Source organism: Planococcus liqunii, assembly GCF_030413595.1.
GTDB lineage: Bacteria > Bacillota > Bacilli > Bacillales_A > Planococcaceae > Planococcus > Planococcus liqunii.
The window spans coordinates 1,246,675-1,265,684 of sequence record NZ_CP129238.1; the positions used below are offsets into that span (position 1 = coordinate 1,246,675).

At 45.3% G+C, this 19,010-nt stretch carries 21 protein-coding genes and 2 riboswitches; of the genes, 20 read left to right on the plus strand and 1 reads right to left on the minus strand.

All coding sequences use genetic code 11. The annotated features are described in order from the left end of the window. The first annotated feature begins 163 nt into the window (after window positions 1-163). From QWY22_RS06225 to QWY22_RS06305, 17 genes are all read left to right on the plus strand, one after another. Entirely contained in the window at window positions 164-1,945 is a 1,782-nt protein-coding gene (locus QWY22_RS06225; protein WP_300983582.1) for an acyl-CoA dehydrogenase FadE, read from the plus strand. A gap of 94 nt (window positions 1,946-2,039) precedes the next feature. Continuing rightward, entirely contained in the window at window positions 2,040-2,393 is a 354-nt protein-coding gene (locus QWY22_RS06230; protein ID WP_300983584.1) for an arsenate reductase family protein, read from the plus strand. A gap of 78 nt (window positions 2,394-2,471) precedes the next feature. Further along, the gene (gcvH, locus tag QWY22_RS06235) at window positions 2,472-2,852 is read left to right on the plus strand and encodes a glycine cleavage system protein GcvH (protein ID WP_036808246.1); all 381 of its coding nucleotides are present in this window, start codon (window positions 2,472-2,474) and stop codon (window positions 2,850-2,852) included. A 131-nt stretch (window positions 2,853-2,983) separates the two neighbouring features. Then, window positions 2,984-3,322, plus strand: a complete 339-nt coding sequence (locus tag QWY22_RS06240) for a ribonuclease M5 (RefSeq protein WP_300983585.1) — start codon at window positions 2,984-2,986, stop codon at window positions 3,320-3,322. A gap of 5 nt (window positions 3,323-3,327) precedes the next feature. Beyond that, on the plus strand, window positions 3,328-3,633 hold the full coding sequence (locus tag QWY22_RS06245; protein ID WP_300983587.1) for a thioredoxin family protein: 306 nt from the start codon (window positions 3,328-3,330) through the stop codon (window positions 3,631-3,633). A gap of 157 nt (window positions 3,634-3,790) precedes the next feature. After that, window positions 3,791-3,895: riboswitch (SAM riboswitch) on the plus strand. A gap of 83 nt (window positions 3,896-3,978) precedes the next feature. Further along, window positions 3,979-4,998 (plus strand): methionine ABC transporter ATP-binding protein, encoded by a 1,020-nt coding sequence (locus QWY22_RS06250; protein WP_300983589.1) that lies wholly within the window; start codon window positions 3,979-3,981, stop codon window positions 4,996-4,998. Next, window positions 4,995-5,663: a methionine ABC transporter permease gene (locus QWY22_RS06255; protein WP_036808257.1), complete on the plus strand. Its 669-nt coding sequence runs from the start codon at window positions 4,995-4,997 to the stop codon at window positions 5,661-5,663. The genes QWY22_RS06250 and QWY22_RS06255 overlap by 4 nt, the downstream gene beginning before the upstream one ends. A gap of 34 nt (window positions 5,664-5,697) precedes the next feature. Further along, the gene (locus QWY22_RS06260) at window positions 5,698-6,516 is read left to right on the plus strand and encodes a MetQ/NlpA family ABC transporter substrate-binding protein (RefSeq protein ID WP_300983591.1); all 819 of its coding nucleotides are present in this window, start codon (window positions 5,698-5,700) and stop codon (window positions 6,514-6,516) included. Window positions 6,517-6,771: 255 nt separating this feature from the next. Next, window positions 6,772-7,944 (plus strand): dicarboxylate/amino acid:cation symporter, encoded by a 1,173-nt coding sequence (locus QWY22_RS06265; protein WP_300983592.1) that lies wholly within the window; start codon window positions 6,772-6,774, stop codon window positions 7,942-7,944. 100 nt (window positions 7,945-8,044) lie between these two features. Further along, on the plus strand, window positions 8,045-8,575 hold the full coding sequence (locus tag QWY22_RS06270; RefSeq protein WP_300983593.1) for a hypothetical protein: 531 nt from the start codon (window positions 8,045-8,047) through the stop codon (window positions 8,573-8,575). A gap of 126 nt (window positions 8,576-8,701) precedes the next feature. Further along, the gene (locus tag QWY22_RS06275; RefSeq protein ID WP_300983595.1) at window positions 8,702-8,929 is read left to right on the plus strand and encodes a YuzK family famiily protein; all 228 of its coding nucleotides are present in this window, start codon (window positions 8,702-8,704) and stop codon (window positions 8,927-8,929) included. A gap of 263 nt (window positions 8,930-9,192) precedes the next feature. Then, entirely contained in the window at window positions 9,193-9,978 is a 786-nt protein-coding gene (gene sufC / locus QWY22_RS06280) for a Fe-S cluster assembly ATPase SufC (RefSeq protein WP_300984342.1), read from the plus strand. An 18-nt stretch (window positions 9,979-9,996) separates the two neighbouring features. Next, complete coding sequence (gene sufD, locus QWY22_RS06285; protein ID WP_220629544.1) at window positions 9,997-11,301, plus strand: Fe-S cluster assembly protein SufD; 1,305 nt, start codon at window positions 9,997-9,999, stop codon at window positions 11,299-11,301. Continuing rightward, on the plus strand, window positions 11,301-12,530 hold the full coding sequence (locus QWY22_RS06290; protein WP_300983596.1) for a cysteine desulfurase: 1,230 nt from the start codon (window positions 11,301-11,303) through the stop codon (window positions 12,528-12,530). Before sufD ends, QWY22_RS06290 begins: the two co-directional genes overlap by 1 nt. Continuing rightward, complete coding sequence (gene sufU, locus QWY22_RS06295; RefSeq protein ID WP_300983597.1) at window positions 12,520-12,960, plus strand: Fe-S cluster assembly sulfur transfer protein SufU; 441 nt, start codon at window positions 12,520-12,522, stop codon at window positions 12,958-12,960. Before QWY22_RS06290 ends, sufU begins: the two co-directional genes overlap by 11 nt. Before the next feature lie 20 nt (window positions 12,961-12,980). After that, on the plus strand, window positions 12,981-14,378 hold the full coding sequence (gene sufB / locus QWY22_RS06300; protein ID WP_036808280.1) for a Fe-S cluster assembly protein SufB: 1,398 nt from the start codon (window positions 12,981-12,983) through the stop codon (window positions 14,376-14,378). 182 nt (window positions 14,379-14,560) lie between these two features. Further along, the gene (locus tag QWY22_RS06305; protein ID WP_053167145.1) at window positions 14,561-14,746 is read left to right on the plus strand and encodes a hypothetical protein; all 186 of its coding nucleotides are present in this window, start codon (window positions 14,561-14,563) and stop codon (window positions 14,744-14,746) included. Window positions 14,747-14,823: 77 nt separating this feature from the next. Here QWY22_RS06305 and QWY22_RS06310 read toward each other — a convergent pair whose 3' ends face one another. Next, window positions 14,824-15,498 (minus strand): DNA alkylation repair protein, encoded by a 675-nt coding sequence (locus QWY22_RS06310; protein ID WP_300983598.1) that lies wholly within the window; start codon window positions 15,496-15,498, stop codon window positions 14,824-14,826. A 177-nt stretch (window positions 15,499-15,675) separates the two neighbouring features. Here QWY22_RS06310 and QWY22_RS06315 point away from each other — a divergent pair, with 177 nt between their 5' ends. Genes QWY22_RS06315 through QWY22_RS06325 form a run of 3 tightly spaced genes read left to right on the plus strand, consistent with a single transcriptional unit; the run spans window position 15,676 to window position 18,720 of the window. Further along, the gene (locus tag QWY22_RS06315) at window positions 15,676-16,536 is read left to right on the plus strand and encodes a DUF72 domain-containing protein (RefSeq protein WP_300983599.1); all 861 of its coding nucleotides are present in this window, start codon (window positions 15,676-15,678) and stop codon (window positions 16,534-16,536) included. Next, window positions 16,536-17,363, plus strand: coding sequence for a sulfite exporter TauE/SafE family protein (locus QWY22_RS06320; protein WP_300983600.1), 828 nt, complete (start codon window positions 16,536-16,538; stop codon window positions 17,361-17,363). The genes QWY22_RS06315 and QWY22_RS06320 overlap by 1 nt, the downstream gene beginning before the upstream one ends. 13 nt (window positions 17,364-17,376) lie before the next feature. Continuing rightward, window positions 17,377-18,720 carry a bifunctional metallophosphatase/5'-nucleotidase gene (locus QWY22_RS06325; RefSeq protein WP_300983601.1) on the plus strand — a complete coding sequence of 448 codons (1,344 nt, stop codon included), beginning with the start codon at window positions 17,377-17,379 and terminating at the stop codon, window positions 18,718-18,720. A gap of 70 nt (window positions 18,721-18,790) precedes the next feature. Then, window positions 18,791-18,973, plus strand: a riboswitch (Lysine riboswitch). Window positions 18,974-19,010: the final 37 nt, after the last annotated feature.

Genomic DNA, 19,010 nt, shown 5'->3' on the forward strand with positions numbered 1-19,010 from the left:
GCGGAGACTCCCGCGGGATAGTGAAGTGCCGAAATCCACTCGGGCGCTAGCACGAGTTAGTTCGGCGCAAGCCCGCAGGAAAGCGGAGCTGTTTTACGTAATATCGAGTTAAGAATCAATATAGCTAAATCAAAACCTAACCACAAAACAGGAGGAATTCAAAATGGCAGAATCAAAGACGTTGATCAAAGGCGGCAGTTTCTTAATTGAAGACGCAGATTTATCCCGCGTGTTTACACCAGAAGATTTCACGGAAGAGCATAAAATGATCGCGAAAACGACAGAGGATTACGTGAACACCGAAGTGCTTCCAGTCGTTGAAAAGCTTGAAAACCACGAGTTCGATCATTCGGTTCGATTATTGAAAACGGCAGGAGAGCTTGGGTTGCTCGGAGCGGATGTACCGGAACAATACGGCGGACTGGGCCTGGATAAAATCGCCTCTGCTTTGATTGCTGAAAAAATGTCTAAAGCAGGCGGATTCGGCATTACCCACGGCGCTCACGTCGGAATCGGTTCTTTGCCAATCGTTTTGTTCGGAAACGAAGAACAAAAGCAAAAATACTTGCCGCGCCTAGCGACAGGTGAATTGATCGCAGCATATGCATTGACGGAGCCGAGCTCAGGGTCCGACGCCTTAGGTGCTAAAACAGTTGCGAAGCTGAACGAAGCGGGCACACATTACGTATTGAACGGCGAAAAACAATGGATCACAAATGCTGGATTTGCAGATGTCTTTATTGTGTATGCGAAAATTGACGGCGAAAAATTCTCAGCGTTTATCGTAGAACGCGCGTATGACGGCGTATCTGTCGGACCGGAAGAAAAGAAAATGGGGATCAAGTCGTCTTCAACACGGACATTGGTCTTGCAGGATGCAGTAGTGCCTGTGGAAAACTTGCTCGGCGAAGCTGGCCGCGGCCACGTCATCGCATTCAACATCTTGAACATCGGCCGTTACAAATTGGGTGTAGGCACAATCGGCGGCTCAAAACGTGCAATGGAAATTACGATTCCGTATACAAACCAGCGCCAGCAGTTTAAAACACCAATTTCTTCTTTCAACTTAACACGTGAGAAATTGGCAACGATGGCTTCTCAATTATATGCACTTGAAAGCTCTGTTTACCGTACAGTGGGCTTGTTCGAAGACCGCATGAGCGGCTTTACAGAAGAAGAGCACGCCAACGGAAAACTAGTGGCGGATGCGATTGCAGAATTCGCTGTTGAATGTTCCATGAACAAATTCTTCGGCACAGAAACTTTGGATTACATCGTTGACGAAGGCGTTCAGCTGCACGGCGGTTACGGCTTCATGCAGGAATATGAAATCGAGCGCGCTTACCGCGACTCCCGCATCAACCGGATCTTCGAAGGCACAAACGAAATCAACCGTTTGCTGGTGCCGGGCACCTTGCTGCGCAAAGCGATGAAAGGCGAGCTTCCGCTATTGCAGCACGCGCAGAAACTGCAGGAAGAGCTGTTGATGATGATGCCGGAAGAAATTGGCACGGAAGCATTGGCTCAAGAAAAATACTTGGTGAAAAACGCGAAGAAAATTGCTTTGCTGGCAGCGGGGCTTGCAGCTCAGACTTACGGAGCGAAAATTGAACAAGAACAGGAAGTGCTTGTCAATATTGCAGATATCGTAAGCAATGTGTTTGCAATGGAGTCTGCCGTGCTTCGTACAGAAAAAGCGATTGCTGCCTCTGGTGAAGAAAAAGCCCAGCAAAAATTGCTATACACCCAAATTTACTGCCAGGAAGCTTTCGATAAAATTGAAAAAGATGCAAAAGAAACATTGCTTGCTGCTGTAGAAGGCGACAACCAGCGCATGATGCTTTCTGCACTTCGCAAATTGACTCGTTCGACTCCGTATAACGTTATTGCGAAAAAACGCGAAGCAGCTGTGAAATTAGTAGAAGTCGAAAAATATGTCGTGTAATGCTTCTTTTACAAAACGCAGCCTTCGGGCTGCGTTTTTTTGCATCGACCAAAAAGGGCAACTTTGGTAAGCTTGGTTAAAAGGAGGTTTTACCATGATTACGTATTATGCTTACCCCAAATGCACCACCTGCCGCAAAGCAAAAAAATGGCTGGATCAAAACGGCATCGCCTATAATGAAATTAACATTGCCGAGGCGCCGCCGTCCCAGGACCAAATCCGTGAAATCTACACCAAAAGCGGAGTGGTATTGAAGAAATTTTTCAATACAAGCGGCTTGAAGTACCGGGCGCTTGGATTAAAGGATAAACTGAAGGACATGCCGGAAGAAGAGCAGTTGGCATTGCTGGCATCAGATGGCATGTTGATCAAACGGCCGCTCGCTTGGAACGGCGAACAAGCAACATTGGGATTCAAAGAAGAAGAGTTTGAAAATACCTGGAAATGAAAGCAGTGAAATCTTGTGTTTCCAAGGGCTTTATGTCAAACTGAAATTGAGTACACTACATAATTTGGAGGGTTTTCGATGAGCACACCACAAGAACTTCGTTATTCTAAAGAGCATGAATGGGTTAAAGTTGAAGGCGGCACAGCCCGCATTGGAATTACGCATTTTGCACAAGCTGAACTTGGCGACATCGTTTTCGTAGAATTGCCGCAAGTTGGGGACGAACTGAAAAAAGACGAGCCTTTCGGCAGCGTTGAGTCAGTTAAAACCGTTTCGGAGCTATATGCGCCGATTAGCGGACGTGTAGTTGAAGTGAATAGTGAATTAGAAGACAGCCCGGAATTTGTTAACGAATCTCCGTATGAAAATGCGTGGATGGTGGTAATCGAATCTCCAAACGAAGAAGAAATCAGCGAGTTGATGACTGCTGACCAATACAAAGAAATGACGAACGAGTAATACTTTAAAGCGCCTATTACTTGGCGCTTTTTTTGATAGCCGAAAGGCTTATAGAGAGCAGGTTCCTATAGATTCTTTTCAAGCAGCAATTGATTCTGATCTTTCATCTTATATCAGCGAGGTGTAGACTTATGGACAAAGTAATTGTAGTCGAAGGACTTAGCGACAAGACCCGGATCGCACCGCTTATTGCAGAACCCGTGACGATTCTCTGCACAAATGGTACAGTAAGTGCATCAAGGCTTGAAGAATTGCTGCTCCCTTATGAAGATCTGGATATCATCGTATTGTTGGATGCAGACAAATCAGGTGAACAGTTAAGGAAGCTCGTAAAGCGCGAATTTCCTGAAGCCCGGCACTTCTATATAAACCGCAGTTACAAGGAAGTGGCAACAACGCCGATCCGGATCTTGCTGGATGTACTGATTTCGGCAAATGTTCAAGTCAATAAGCTATTAACCGAGGGATGAACAAGATGAAAGAATGGACACATAAAGATTGGCTGAAAGAAAAAAACAAAAACGCTGCAGCTGCCTATTATTTATACACGCCGATGTGCGGAACATGCCAGGTGGCTTCAAAAATGATGGATGTGGTGAAAGAACTTCTGCCCGACTTGCCAATGGGAAAAGCGAACTTGAACTACGTGCAGGAAATTGCCGAACTGTATCAAGTGGAAAGCGTACCTTGTTTGCTTATTACAGAAAATGGCCAACTGAAAGAAAAGATCTACGCTTTTCAATCAGTGCCTCATATTTACAGCAAATTGAAATCTGTATAAACGAAACAAAATAAAGGTTCCGGTGCAGACTGCTTCGCTGAAGTTTGAGCTAACTTGCCTATAGCTGGCAGTTAATTATTTTTAATTCAACATATTTATTGACGAAAAATGTCGAGCATGGTAAATTGAATTTCTGAATTATAATTTTATATCGTAACTCTTATTTAGAGTGGTGGAGGGAAGTGCCCTATGAAGCCCGGCAACCGTCATGCAAATGAAATGGTGCCAAATCACACAAAGCGGAAGCTTTGGGAGATGAGAGAGCGGTTTTCGTGTTTTTCACGGTCACCCTTCTGCTCAGCTCTGCGCAGAAGGGTTTTTATTTTGGAGTAGGAGTTGTAAAGGATGATTGAATTAAAAGAACTGTCGAAAGTATTCGACACAGGCAAGGGCTCTTTAAAAGCGGTTGACGATGTGAGCCTGTCCATTTCATCCGGTGAGATTTTTGGAATTATCGGCTACAGCGGCGCCGGTAAAAGTACATTGATCCGGTTGTTGAATGGGCTTGAAAAACCGACTTCGGGTTCGGTCACGATTAGCGGCCAGAACATATCGGCCAGCAAAGGGCAAGACTTAAGAAAAGCGCGCCAGAAAGTCAGTATGATTTTCCAGCATTTCAACCTTTTGTGGTCACGTACGGTAAAAGAGAATATTGAATTTCCGCTTGAAATTGCAGGCGTCCCGAAAAGCAAACGGGATGCCCGAGTGCTGGAGCTGATTGAACTTGTTGGCCTTGCGGGAAGAGAAAATGCATATCCGTCGCAGCTCTCAGGCGGGCAGAAACAGCGGGTCGGCATTGCACGGGCGTTGGCAAACGAACCGGAAGTGCTGCTTTGCGATGAAGCCACTTCAGCACTTGATCCCCAAACAACGGATTCCATCTTGGAACTGCTGGTGGATATCAACAAGCGCTTAGGCTTGACCATTGTGCTGATTACGCACGAAATGCATGTCATCCGCAAAATTTGCCATCGTGTAGCGGTAATGGAAGGCGGACGCGTTGTGGAACTTGGGGATGTCCTGACGGTTTTCCAGGCGCCTCAGCAGGAAATTACAAAGCGCTTCGTCGCCCAAGTGACTGATACGGAAGATTCAAATGAAACCATCAAGCATCTGCGTGAACTTTATCCGACAGGCAAATTGGTCAAATTGGTTTTTGTCGGCGACCAGACCGAGCAGCCGATCTTGACGAAATTGATCCGCAAGTATCCGGTTGATGTTAACATCGTTCACGGCAATATCTCCCATACACAGCGCGGAGCATATGGCACATTGATCATTCAGATAAAAGGGACGCAGCCTGAAATTGTGCAAGCTCTTGCTTTCTTGAATGACGAAAGTATCCAGACGGAGGTGATGGCATGATCGAGTCATTATTTCCAAACGTCGATTGGGACAATATGTGGGAAGCAACACTTGAAACACTGTACATGACGGCGATGTCGACATTCTTTACGTTTGTCATCGGCTTGGTGCTGGGCATCATCTTATTTTTGACGGCACCTAAGCAATTATGGGCCAATAGCATTGTCAATTGGCTGACAGGCGCATTCGTCAACATTTTCCGTTCAATTCCATTTATCATCTTAATCATTTTGTTGATTCCATTTACCAAGTTTATGATTGGAACCATCCGCGGGCCGAACGCGGCTTTGCCGGCCTTGATCATTGGAGCCGCGCCGTTTTATGCACGCATGGTCTTGATTGCCTTGAAGGAAATTGATAAAGGCGTCATTGAAGCGGCACGTTCCATGGGAGCGACCACTTGGACGATTATCCGTAAAGTGCTGCTGCCGGAGTCCAAACCGGCTTTGATTTCCGGAATTACTGTAACGGCAATCGCCTTGGTTGGCTACACAGCTATGGCTGGCATCATTGGAGCCGGCGGCCTTGGGACGCTGGCATTCCTGGACGGGTTCCAAAGAAGCCGGGAAGACGTAACGCTGATGGCAACGATATTGATTTTAATCATCGTTTTCGCAATCCAGTTTATCGGTGACCGTTTGACAGTTAAGTCAGATAAAAGGTAATACACATATAAAAACACCAAAAGGGGATAGAGACATGAAGAAATTATTGGTAGGATCATTATTAACAGCACTTGCACTGGCAGGCTGCGGAAGCGATAACGGCGGAGCAGGCGAAGAAGAGTCGAGCACCATAAAAGTAGGGGCATCTAACGTGCCGCACGCCATTATTTTAGAAGAAGCGAAACCACTATTAGAAGAACAAGGCATCGAACTGGAAATTGAAACATATCAGGATTACATTTTGCCGAACCAGGATTTAGAATCCGGTGAAATCGATGCGAACTATTTCCAGCACATTCCTTACTTGGAATCACAAAAGAAAGAATTTGGCTATGACTTTGAAAATGCCGGTGCAATCCATATCGAACCAATCGGTGTATACTCCCAGAAATACGCTTCATTGGAAGAGCTTCCGGAAGGCGCAACCATTTTGATGAGCAACTCGGTTGCCGACCACGGCCGCATTCTTTCTTTGCTGGAAGCAAAAGGCTTGATCAAATTGGCTGATGGCGTAGACAAAACGGTTGCAGAAGTGAAAGACATCGTAGAAAACCCGAAAAACCTTGAGTTTGATGCGAATTACGAAGCGGCTTTGATGGTGCAATTGTATGAGTCAGGTGAAGGTGATGCGTTGCTGATCAACTCAAACTACGCAATTGATGCCGGCTTGAATCCATTGGAAGATGCGATTGCACTGGAAGACTCAGAGTCTCCATATGCCAATGTAATTGCAGTGAATGCAGGCGACGAAGATAACGAAAACGTCAAAGCGCTTGTCGAAACATTGAAGTCGAAAGAAATTCAGGACTTCATCTTGGAAGAGTGGGGCGGTTCTGTAGTACCAGTTGAATAATAAAATGCAAAAAAGCAGGTTTCTCAAGAAATTGAGTAGACCTGCTTTTTGTTTTCTGTGGTGAATGATCGGCGGGGTGTGGAACGGACAAATCGGCGCGAGTATTTAGAGGGGCATAGTTTAATAGATTTTTATTTTTTTTGATAGAATAATAAAAATATTCCGGGTTTTAAAGGTTCTCTTCTCTTTCAGTTCGCCATATGATACTTTTGTATAATAATTAAAATACAGTTGTTCATCTAGGGAGGACACATCATGAAGGTAAAATTCGGTCTTTTGCCGAGAATTATTGTTGCTATTGCATTAGGGGTATTGATTGGTTCGTTTGCGCCGGAGTGGATGGCACGGATATTCGCCACATTCACAGCGATTTTTGGAAACTTCCTTAATTTCATCGTTCCGCTGATCATACTTGGGTTTATTGCACCGGGTATTGCACAGCTCGGCAAAGGCTCAGGAAAACTACTCGGGCTGGCTACGTTTTTTGCTTATGCGTCAACCATTGCAGCAGGTATACTGGCGTTTTTTGCGGCTACAACCATTTTGCCGAACTTTATGGAAGCCGGTGCGATGAGCGGTATTGAAGACCCGGAAAAAGCATTGGCCACCTCTTTTATCGCTTTGGATATGCCTCCGGTATTCGGCGTCATGTCAGCACTGATATTGGCATTTCTGCTGGGCATCGGTATGGCTTCTACTGGAAGCAAAACCATGATTTCGTTTTTTGAAGAATTTCAGGCCATTATTGAAAAAACCATTTCGTATGTCATCATTCCGCTATTGCCATTCCATATCTTCGGGATTTTTGCCAATATGGCATACGGCGGAGCGGTCGCCAAAATTTTATCGCTTTTTGCGGTCGTGTTTGTCCTAATAATTATTCTGCATTGGGTGATGCTGATGCTTCAATACACAGCAGCGGGAACACTGAACAAAAAGAATCCGATGCGCTTATTGAAAACCATGTTGCCGGCATACTTCACTGCACTCGGCACTCAGTCTTCAGCGGCTACGATTCCCGTCACCGTTCGCCAAGCGCGCGAAACAGGCGCGAACGAAAAAGTGGTCGATTTTGCAGTGCCATTATTCGCGACCATCCATTTGTCGGGAAGCACCATTACAATCGTGTCGTGCTCCATCGGTGTGCTGCTGTTGACGGGAGATCTGCCGAGCTTTTCAAGTTTCCTGCCCTTTATCTTCATGCTGGGCGTCACTATGATTGCCGCTCCGGGAGTGCCGGGAGGGGCTGTTATGGCAGCTATCGGCTTGCTTGAAGCCATGCTCGGCTTCGATCCGACGATGATAGCGTTAATGATCGCTTTATACCTGGCACAGGATAGCTTCGGCACTGCTGCGAATGTGACGGGCGATGGGGCACTTGCAATGATTGTAGACCGGTTTACTAACGGGAAAAAAGTATTGCAATAATATGGGAATTCAATGAATTCCGGCTATTCGCCCTACTGTATACGATTTCATTCAGCTATGCTATTATAACTGAGGATTTCAATTACAAGGGGGAAACATCATGAAGAAATTGCTTATGATCGGCTTTTCAGCTGCTTTATTCCTAGGGGCATGCAGTGAAGAAACTGCTACGGAAGACACAGCTAAAGAACAGACTGCATCAGAAGAGACATCGAAAGAAACCGGCAACGCCAAGCAGGAATTTATGCGTTTCTATATGTCCATTCCTCAAACAATCAACGGCGCAGATGTTGACTTGAACACGTTTGAAGTGAACCAGACAGAAAGCACACTTCCTGAAGGGGCAGATTTGCAGGCAATGAAAGATGCAGCTAAAGCTTCTGCTGAAAAAACAGCGGCAGCAGTGGAAGGAATTGAAATTCCGGAATCGCTGGCTGACCATAAAGAAGATATCGAAGCGGGACTTTCTTCTATTAAAGAATCTTACGACATGAAAGCGGAAGAACTGACCAAAGAAGCTTCGTTCGAAGCGGCAAATGCTAAATTCGCTGAAGCGGATGAAAAGTTCAACGCCATGCTGGAATCTTTGGAACTTAACCCATCAAGCATCTATACAGAAGTAGCAAAATAATTGCTCCAGGGCCCGGAATATTCCTATTCCGGGTCTTTTTATAGGTTCTTCCACTTTGTATGACGATAGTGCTATTTTCTGACAAATTTGCTGTACTTGGGTTTTAAGCTGGGAAACAGGGGTATAATGGGTAGTGAAATACAAATTCGAAAGGAATGGTTCACTATCGATTCACATGGAATTGAGCACACTGAAAAAATGGAGCAGGCATTTCGAGACGTCCACGGATTTGGTATTGATGAATACCAAAACGACACTAACAAAATTGTAGAAGTAGAGCAGCGGAGAGAACGAGACTATCAAAAAGGGCAGCTAGCGGCTGCAAAGATCGAACGTCTGGTACACCGTGATTAATATAGTATGCTTAAGCCAGTGCCTTTAGGTGCTGGTTTTTTGATTGATATGTATTCTCATTTAGTGAGTTTCTATTGAAAATAAAAATGGCTCAGAAACAGTGTGCCGAAAACCCGGTTTTAGCAATAAATACAGCATTTTGAATTGCTCATTTCTAAAATTCTTCTCCGGTTTAATGATTTGCTACTAATGGGGATTTGGGTTAAGATTAGAATGATACTAATTAAGAATGGTTTGCCATTCAACATCAACTTTATGGAGGTATTTACATGTCAACTTTGGTCATTAAAGATTTGCACGTTGAAATCGAAGGTAAAGAGATTTTAAAAGGTGTAAATTTAACTATTAATACAGGTGAAATTCATGCCATCATGGGACCTAACGGAACAGGGAAGTCAACTTTGGCTTCTGCTATCATGGGGCATCCAAAATATGAAGTAACATCCGGTTCAATTACTTTGGACGGCGAAGACGTATTGGAAATGGAAGTGGACGAACGTGCCCGCGCTGGCCTTTTCCTTGGCATGCAATACCCGAGTGAAATTTCTGGAGTAACAAATGCTGACTTTATGCGTTCGGCTATGAATGCCCGCCGCGAAGAAGGCGATGAAATTTCCTTGATGAAATTTATCCGTGAACTTGATAAGAAAATGGAAGTTCTTGATATGGACCAGGAAATGGCGCAACGCTATTTGAATGAAGGATTCTCAGGCGGGGAAAAGAAACGCAATGAAATTCTTCAAATGATGATGATCAAGCCGAAAATTGCAGTTCTTGACGAAATTGACTCCGGTTTGGATATCGACGCATTGAAAGTTGTATCTGAAGGCGTTAACCAAATGAGAAGCGAAAACTTTGGCTGCTTGATCATCACTCACTATCAGCGCTTGTTAAACTACATCACGCCTGACCACGTTCACGTAATGATGCAGGGCCGTGTTGTTAAATCCGGTGGAGAAGAACTTTCTCAGAAACTGGAAGCAGAAGGCTATGACTGGATCAAAGCGGAACTTGGAATCGAAGATGAGACTGTAGGACAAGAAGCTTAATTGGAAGGGGAAACTAACGTGACGGTTGAAACGAATTTAACAATAACCGAGCAGGACGTACGCTCCTTCTCGGCTTCTAAATCAGAACCTGAAGAGTTTACAAACTTGCGCGTTCAGGCGCTTGCAGCTGCAGAAGTATTGCCGTTGCCAAAACCTGATAAAACGAAAATTACTGCTTGGAACTTTACTGAGTTTCCTGTGCATTCAACAGAGAGCTCAACGTATGCTTCGCTTACGGAGCTTCCAGAAGAAGTGCAGTCTCTTGTTGACTTGAACCAGAAAAATCTTTACATCCAGCACAATAACACGCCGGCATACTTAGCATTGCCTGAAGAACTGAAAGCAAAAGGAGTTATCTTAACTGATATCTTCACCGCGATCCGTGACCATGCAGACCTAGTCGGAAAATATTTTATGAACGAAGCTGTAAAAGCGGAAGAGCATAAATTGACATCGCTTCATGCAGCGTTGTTAAACGGCGGCGTATTCTTATACGTACCGAAAAACGTTGTCATCGAAGAGCCTGTCCAAGTGGTATTTATCCACGACAACGCAGACGCTTCACTGTTCAACCACGTGTTGGTTGTAGCAGATACAAGCAGCCAGGTAACGTATGTTGAAACTTATATTTCAACAGTACCCAAAGCTAACGGACTCGCAAACATCGTTTCTGAAGTTATTGCAGAAGACAATGCGAAAATCACTTACGGTGCAGTGGACGTATTGGCTGAAGGATTTACAGCTTATATCAACCGCCGCGGAGTCGCGAAACGCGATGCAACGATTGAATGGGCGCTTGGCATGATGAACGACAGCGATACGATTTCTGAAAACACAACTTACCTCATTGGCGACAATTCAACCGGCGATACAAAAACGGTGGTAGTGGGCAGAGGCACTCAGAAACAGAACTTTACCACAACTGTAACGCATTGGGGCAAAAATTCAGAAGGCCAGATCTTGACGCATGGCGTTATGAAAGAAGCGGCATCCGCTATTTTCAACGGCATCGGCAAAATCGAACACGGGGCTTCAAAAGCGAATGCTGAACAGGAATCCCGTGTCCTTATGCTGAGCCCGAAAGCACGCGGAGATGCAAACCCGATTCTTTTGATCGACGAAGACGATGTAACCGCAGGCCACGCTGCTTCAGTTGGCCGAGTAGATCCGCTTCAATTGTATTATTTGATGAGCCGCGGCATCACAAAACAGGAAGCTGAACGTCTTGTTATTCACGGCTTCTTGGCACCAGTAGTAAATGTGCTGCCAATCGAAGGCGTTAAAAAGCAATTGACGGAGGTTATCGAAAGGAAAGTCCGCTAATGATCAACCAAGAGATAAAAAGCTATTTTCCGATACTGAACCAAGAAATTAATGGCCACCCACTTGTTTATCTGGACAGTGCAGCCACTTCCCAAAAACCGGTGCAGGTCATTGAAGCATTGAAAAACTATTACGAGTTTGACAATTCCAATGTCCACCGCGGTGTGCATACACTCGGCAACCGGGCAACGGAAAAGTATGAAGGCGCACGTGAAAAGGTCCGGAAGTTCATCAATGCCAATGATGCCAAAGAAGTGATTTTCGTCCGCGGGACTACGACTGCCATCAACACAGTAGCCCAAAGCTACGGCAGAGCGAATGTGGAAGAAGGCGACGAAATCGTCATCACTTATATGGAGCACCATTCCAATATCATTCCGTGGCAGCAACTCGCAAAAGAACGCGGAGCGATTCTGAAGTACATCGAACTTGAAGAAGACGGCACGATTTCATTGGAACAAGTGCGGGCAGCTATAACTGAACGGACGAAAATTGTTTCAATGGTCTACGTTTCGAATGTCCTTGGTACGATGAATCCGGTAAAAGAAGTTGCGCAGATTGCCCATGAAAATGGAGCCGTTCTTGTTGTGGACGGAGCCCAGGCTGCGCCGCATCTGAAAATCGATGTTCAGCAGCTCGACTGTGATTTCTTTGCTTTTTCTGGCCATAAAATGGTTGGTCCTACGGGAATCGGCGTATTATATGGCAAACAAGCATTATTGGAAGAAATGGAACCTGTTGAATTCGGCGGAGAAATGATTGATTTTGTTGGCCTGTATGATTCAACTTGGAAAGAGCTTCCTTGGAAATTTGAAGGTGGGACGCCGATTATTGCAGGAGCGGTTGGACTCGGTGCTGCAATCGATTTTCTGGATGAAATCGGCTTGAATAATATCGAACAGCACGAACATGCGATGGCTGCTTATGCGATGGACAGAATGAGCGGCATCGAGGGACTCCAAATTTACGGCCCGAAAGATCCCGCGAAACGTGCAGGCATTGTAACGTTTAACTTGAATGACGTGCATCCGCATGATGTAGCAACTGTTCTGGATATGAGCGGCATTGCTGTCCGCGCTGGACACCATTGTGCGCAGCCGTTGATGAAGTGGCTGAACGTGACTGCTACAGCACGTGCCAGCTTCTACGTCTACAATGACGAATCGGACATCGATCGTTTAGTGGAAGGCCTGCGTACAGCAAAGGAGTATTTCAATAATGTCTTTTAATAATTTAGATCAACTTTACCGGCAAGTCATTATGGATCATTACAAAACACCGCGCAACAAAGGCGTACTTGAATCCAACAGCGTAAATATCGAAATGAACAACCCCACATGCGGCGACCGGATTCAACTGACGCTGCAAGTCGAAGGCAATATTGTCAAAGATGCAAAATTCGATGGCGAAGGCTGTTCGATTTCGATGGCATCTGCTTCAATGATGACCCAGGCGGTTAAAGGCAAAGATGTCGAAACGGCATTGCAGCTTTCGCATATCTTTTCAGATATGATGCTTGGAAAAGAATACGATGATTCAATCGATTTAGGGGATATTGAAGCATTGCAAGGTGTTTCACAATTCCCAGCGCGCATCAAATGTGCTACTCTTGCATGGAAAGCCATGGAAAAAGGCGTAAAAAGCGAAGAAAAATCGTAACACAGAACGGAGGAACGACGATGGCAAAAAAAATGCCGGAGATCGGTGATTATAAATATGGGTTCCACGATAAAGATGTTTCGGTGTTCCGATCAAAACGTGGACTTACAGAAGATATCGTAAGAGAAATTTCAGGTATCAAGAACGAACCTGAATGGATGTTGAAATCCCGCCTGAAAGCGTTGAAATTGTTCTATTCAATGCCAATGCCACAATGGGGCGGCGATTTAGGTTCGTTGAACTTCGATGAAATTACGTATTACGTAAAACCATCTGAAGCGAGCCAAACTTCTTGGGATGAAGTTCCAGATGAAATCAAAGCAACTTTTGATAAATTGGGAATTCCAGAAGCTGAACAGAAATACCTTGCAGGTGTTTCTGCACAGTATGAATCAGAAGTGGTTTACCACAACATGAAAGTGGAATTGGAAGATATGGGGATTGTCTTTAAAGACACAGATGCAGCGCTTCGTGAAAACGAAGACTTGTTCCGTGAATACTGGCAGACCGTAATTCCGGCTGCAGACAATAAGTTCGCTGCTCTTAACACAGCAGTATGGTCAGGCGGATCGTTCATCTATGTACCGAAAGGCATTAAAGTGGAATCTCCGCTTCAGGCATATTTCCGCATCAACTCGGAAAACATGGGCCAATTCGAACGTACGATGATCATCGTAGATGAAGGCGCGAGCGTTCACTATGTAGAAGGCTGTACAGCACCGGTTTACACAACAAACTCTCTGCACTCTGCTGTAGTTGAAATTGTTGTGAAAAAAGATGCATATTGCCGTTACACGACCATCCAGAACTGGGCAAACAACGTTTACAACCTTGTAACGAAACGTGCATTTGTAGATGCCAACGGTACAATGGAATGGATTGATGGCAACATCGGTTCTAAATTGACGATGAAATACCCAGCTGTTTACTTGAAAGGCGAAGGTGCACGCGGCATGACCTTGTCGATTGCAATCGCCGGCAAAGGACAGCACCAGGATGCTGGAGCGAAAATGATTCACTTGGCTCCAAACACTTCATCTTCAATCGTTTCGAAATCCATTTCGAAACAAGGCGGTAAAGTTTCCTACCGCGGGATCGTTCACTTCGGCCGCAAAGCTGATGGCGCCCGTTCAAACATTGAATGTGATACATTGATCATGGACAATCAGTCAACTTCTGATACAATTCCATACAATGAAATCTTGAACGACAACGTATCTTTAGAGCATGAAGCGAAAGTTTCAAAAGTATCTGAAGAGCAATTGTTCTACTTGATGAGCCGCGGTGTTTCTGAACAAGAAGCAACAGAAATGATCGTAATGGGCTTTATCGAGCCATTCACAAAAGAACTTCCAATGGAATATGCGGTAGAAATGAACCGTTTGATCAAGTTCGAAATGGAAGGCTCTATCGGTTAATAAAGTTATCCCCCCTTGGTATGGCTCTGTTCATGCCAAGGGGTTTTTTTATGGAATCTCTTAAAGACAAAAGATCAATAAGTGTTTTTTTATAGTAAACTCTGGACAATCTTATTAAGTTTTGGGGACTCATGAAAGGGTATAGTAGCTGGGTAAGTAAATTTCAAGGAGGAATGCTGGACATGAGCCAAACATTCGATGCATTGAAAGCCAAGCTTAGCAACGCAGACTTGGGGCAGGCAAAAGAAGTGATGGAACAAGCCAAACAAGCCCACGAAGATGGAAAAATTGACGAAAATGAAAAGAAAGAACTGTTCGAATCTGCAAAATCGATCATTGGCGGAAAAGGCCTCGGCGGACTCTTTTGACAAGATGAACAGTCATGATGCTTCATAATTGAAATGCAGAAACGAACAAAGCCCGGCGCTTATGCGCCGGGCTTTTATCAGTTAATATTTTTCACTGCTTCCCGTTTGCTGAGGGGCATCAGTTCGTTTTCCAAGACAAAAGATCGTACCCAGTCGGCATCGGTTTTGGCGTATTCGCGAAGTGCCCAGCCGGTGGATTTCTGGATAAAGAATTCAGGCGAAGCGGCGTGTTCGAGAATAATCCGGCTAAGGATCATCGTGTCGGTTTCTTGTTTGTATTTTAATTGATGAAGAATAGCGGCGCGGTTTGTCCACATGTTTTCTGCTTGCGACCATTCGAGCATGGCACGCGTTCCGGCAGCCCGTTCATTTTTGACCACAAGGCCAACTGTCCGCGGTGCGATGGCATCCACACTGTCCCACCAGGACTTGCTTTCGATCAATTGCCGCAAAAAGGGCAGATCAGCAAGCGACAAGTGCTTAACCATTTTTTCGAGCAAAGCGATGGCCGCATACTGGTACTCGCGTTCCGGCAGTTCATACAGTTTCCATACTTCTTCTTTTAAACGCTCGGGCTCAGGGAGATGATATTCGCTAAACTGTTCCTTCAGCAAGGTTTTCCGTAAGGGTGTTTTGATGCCAAGAAAGGCAAATTGATGTCGCATATAAGCGCTCATCGGCACAGCAAGCTCTTCGTTGCGACGGGCTTTGAATTTCTCGATCATTCCTTTATGGTCCCATGCTTTTTTCATGGAAATCATCTCCTCACCCTTTTTTTAAAGTGTAGCATATCCGAAAGCAGGGAAATGTACAGCAACTGCTTTTTTTCTATTGGAAACCTTGCAATTGCCGTAAAGGGCATCTTACAAAAAGACGTCCAATTTTTTGTGTGCTATCATAAAATAATAACGAAAAATGGAGGCGGGACGATGATATACGTTGGTTTGACAGGTTGGGGCGACCATCCGGACGTCTACAGCCCAGGCTCAAAGAAAACAGAAAAACTAATTGACTACAGCTCGCATTTTCCAATCGTTGAATTGGATTCATCGTTCTATGCAGTCCAGCCCGAGCGCAATATCCGCAAATGGATCAACGAGACGCCGGAAGGATTTCAGTTTGTGGTGAAAGCGTATCAAGGCATGACCGGGCATCAGCGCGGGGAAAACCCATTCGATAGCCGCGACGAAATGTTTGAAGCATTCCGCTTGTCGATTCGGCCTTTAAAGGAAGCGGGGAAGCTGGCGATGGTGCTGCTTCAGTTTCCGCCTTGGTTTGATTGCCAGCGGGACAATGTCGAACAAATCCGGGAGATTGTCGGGCGTTTGCAGGAATTTGATTTGGCAATCGAGTTTCGCCACCAATCGTGGTATGCTCCGGAACTAAAGGAGAAGACGATTGAATTTTTAAGGGAAAACAACTTGATCCATTCAGTTTGCGATGAACCGCAGGCAGGAGACGGTTCCATTCCATTAGTGCCGATTTCCACCCGAGAAGACAAAGTGCTCTTTCGGCTGCACGGCCGCAATGTCCACGGCTGGCTGAATCCGGGCAATGCCAAAAAATGGCGGGAAGTCCGTTACTTATATGATTACAATAAAAAAGAGCTGGAAGAAATTAGCGAAGCCGTTGCATCCTTAGAAAAATCCACTGATAAGGTGTATGTGATTTTCAATAACAACTCCGGCGGCCATGCGGCGGGAGACGCCAAACAATTCCAAGAGATGAATGGATTGGAATTTCAAGGACTCAATGAGAAACAGCTCGATTTGTTTGAAGGTGAATTTTAATGGAGTTTGTGCTAATTGCGATTGTTGGCTTATTGTCAGGAATCGTAGGTGCGTTGATCGGCCTTGGCGGAGGGGTCATTCTCGTTCCGGCCATGCTGTTTCTCGGCACGGCGTTTACGTTTTTCCCTGAGTTGTCACCACAGAAAATTGTTGGGCTATCGGTGATCATGATGATTTTTACAGGGCTATCCTCCACTTTGTCTTATATGAAAGTGAAAACCGTCGATTACCGAAGCGGATTTATCTTTTTTGCAGGAAGTGCTCCTGGAACCATTATTGGAGCATTTGTGAATAAAGGGCTAGATTTGCCTTCTTTTAACTTGTATTTCGGCATTTTGCTGGTCTTCCTGGCGGCTTTGCTGTTAGTTCGGGACCGGCTAAAAGAAGTCCACTGGTTTGTCGACAACGGCAAAAAGTATCATTTTAAGGATTCTATGAACAAGGAATATGTTTATGGATACCCGATTTGGGCGGCGCTTGTGCTGACATTTGCTGTCGGTTTTGCTTCCGGCCTGTTTGGCATCGGCGGCGGCTCGATGATGGTGCCAGCCATGATTCTGCTGTTCTTATTCCCGCCGCACGTGGCAGTCGGTACTTCCATGTTCATGGTGTTTTTATCGGCGATTGTCAACTCCATCACCCATTTTTCACTTGGCAACATTCCATGGATTTACACATTGGCTGTAGTGCCCGGAGCTTATATCGGGGCGAAAATAGGGGCAGGGTTAAACAAAAAACTTCAGTCTGAGACGCTTGTCGTCATATTGCGCATTGCCTTATTGGTGTTGGGGCTGCGCTCGATCTACGAAGGATTATTCAGTTCTTAAAGAGGTGGAAGTAATGGGTGAGACCATTCATATATATCATACAAACGATTTGCACAGCCATTTTTCGAATTGGCCGCGCATCAAGAACTTACTGGCTGAGCGGAAGCGCTGGCATGAGGAAGAAGGGGACATCTGCCTGATTCTCGATATCGGCGACCATGTCGACCGCTCGCATCCTTACACGGAAGGAACAGCCGGAAAAGGCAATGTGGAATTGCTGAATGATGCCGAGTACGATGCGGTAACCATCGGCAATAATGAGGGCATTACGCTGTCCAAAGAAGAATTGGACGAATTATATGTACAAGCTGATTTTGACGTGATTGTCGCTAATTTGCATGAGCCGAACGGCGACCGTCCCGAATGGGCAAAACCGCACCGGCTGATCGAAACAAAAAGCGGGTATACCATTGGTCTCGTCGGCGCTACGGCCGAATTCACCCCGTTCTATAAACGCCTCGGCTGGACGATTTCAGACGCTAAAAACGCCATTATAGAGGCTGTAGAGGCTATTAAAGGAGAGGCAGACCTGATTATCTGCCTATCGCATTTGGGCGTCAAGGAAGACGAATATTTAGCGGAATTATGCCCGGACATTGACGTGATTCTAGGAGCCCATACACACCATATTTTTCATGAAGGAAAATTAATCGGCAATACTTTGCTCGGTGCCGCTGGAAAATTTGGCATGTACATTGGCCATGTCACCATCGAGCCCTTTCTCCAGGAGAAAAAAGCGCAATTGATTGAAACCGCGACGCTGCAAAACAGCGACGACACATTCAACGAGCTGCTGATTGAACAAGGCAAAGCGCAATTGGATGAGCCGATTTTTTATAATGAGAAAGAGTTGAAGGCGGAATGGTTCAAAGACTCCGCACTTGCTGAATTGTTTGGCGAAGCCTTGCTGGAATTTTCAGGTGCTCCTTGTGCGTTATTTAATGCCGGGTTGTTTATGGAAGACATGCCGATCGGAAAAGCAACCCGCTACGACTTCCATAAAATGCTGCCGCATCCGATTAATCCGTGTTTGATCGAGCTGACCGGGGCAGAGCTGAAAGAAATTTATATGCAGTCCTTAAATGCAGAGTGGCCGCATATTGAATTGAAAGGGATGGGGTTCCGGGGAGCAGTGGTCGGCAAAATGATCCGGGTGGGCCTGGAGTTGAGAAATCATCAGCTGTTTGTCGGCGGAAAACCGGCAGCCCACGACGAAACCTTCGAACTGATTACATTGGATATGTTTACGTTCGGCTACTTTTTCCCATCGCTGAAGCGCGCTCCGAAAAAGTATTTTATGCCCGAATTCCTGCGGGACGTTTTCAGCCAGTATTTCCGGAGCAAAGCCATCCGTTGAAAGAAAATTCGCACTTAATATACATTTGATTTTGTAAATTGTATGGGCTATGCTTACTATGAAATAAATATTGATGGGTAGAGGCTGCAAAACTTATAAGTACGATGTGCGAGTGTGACAACGTTGAACACATCCAAAAGGAAGTTTTGCCGAAGTTCTTTTTTTGCTGTCACTGAAAAAAGAGCTGGGGGTATTCTGAACAAGAATGCCACTGTCGTTTATGTTTTAACATAGGCGAAGAGCTACAGGGTTGTTTGGTGTTTGAACGCACAGACGAATTGTAGAGGGCT

Bases quoted from the DNA above. Each gene is read 5' to 3' on its own strand.
- QWY22_RS06225 (WP_300983582.1), top strand. From the start codon at position 164: ATGGCAGAATCAAAGACGTTGATCAAAGGCGGCAGTTTCTTAATTGAA.
- QWY22_RS06230 (WP_300983584.1), top strand. From the start codon at position 2,040: ATGATTACGTATTATGCTTACCCCAAATGCACCACCTGCCGCAAAGCA.
- gcvH (WP_036808246.1), top strand. From the start codon at position 2,472: ATGAGCACACCACAAGAACTTCGTTATTCTAAAGAGCATGAATGGGTT.
- QWY22_RS06240 (WP_300983585.1), top strand. From the start codon at position 2,984: ATGGACAAAGTAATTGTAGTCGAAGGACTTAGCGACAAGACCCGGATC.
- QWY22_RS06245 (WP_300983587.1), top strand. From the start codon at position 3,328: ATGAAAGAATGGACACATAAAGATTGGCTGAAAGAAAAAAACAAAAAC.
- QWY22_RS06250 (WP_300983589.1), top strand. From the start codon at position 3,979: ATGATTGAATTAAAAGAACTGTCGAAAGTATTCGACACAGGCAAGGGC.
- QWY22_RS06255 (WP_036808257.1), top strand. From the start codon at position 4,995: ATGATCGAGTCATTATTTCCAAACGTCGATTGGGACAATATGTGGGAA.
- QWY22_RS06260 (WP_300983591.1), top strand. From the start codon at position 5,698: ATGAAGAAATTATTGGTAGGATCATTATTAACAGCACTTGCACTGGCA.
- QWY22_RS06265 (WP_300983592.1), top strand. From the start codon at position 6,772: ATGAAGGTAAAATTCGGTCTTTTGCCGAGAATTATTGTTGCTATTGCA.
- QWY22_RS06270 (WP_300983593.1), top strand. From the start codon at position 8,045: ATGAAGAAATTGCTTATGATCGGCTTTTCAGCTGCTTTATTCCTAGGG.
- QWY22_RS06275 (WP_300983595.1), top strand. From the start codon at position 8,702: ATGGGTAGTGAAATACAAATTCGAAAGGAATGGTTCACTATCGATTCA.
- QWY22_RS06290 (WP_300983596.1), top strand. From the start codon at position 11,301: ATGATCAACCAAGAGATAAAAAGCTATTTTCCGATACTGAACCAAGAA.
- sufU (WP_300983597.1), top strand. From the start codon at position 12,520: ATGTCTTTTAATAATTTAGATCAACTTTACCGGCAAGTCATTATGGAT.
- sufB (WP_036808280.1), top strand. From the start codon at position 12,981: ATGGCAAAAAAAATGCCGGAGATCGGTGATTATAAATATGGGTTCCAC.
- QWY22_RS06305 (WP_053167145.1), top strand. From the start codon at position 14,561: ATGAGCCAAACATTCGATGCATTGAAAGCCAAGCTTAGCAACGCAGAC.
- QWY22_RS06310 (WP_300983598.1), bottom strand. From the start codon at position 15,498: ATGAAAAAAGCATGGGACCATAAAGGAATGATCGAGAAATTCAAAGCC.
- QWY22_RS06315 (WP_300983599.1), top strand. From the start codon at position 15,676: ATGATATACGTTGGTTTGACAGGTTGGGGCGACCATCCGGACGTCTAC.
- QWY22_RS06320 (WP_300983600.1), top strand. From the start codon at position 16,536: ATGGAGTTTGTGCTAATTGCGATTGTTGGCTTATTGTCAGGAATCGTA.
- QWY22_RS06325 (WP_300983601.1), top strand. From the start codon at position 17,377: ATGGGTGAGACCATTCATATATATCATACAAACGATTTGCACAGCCAT.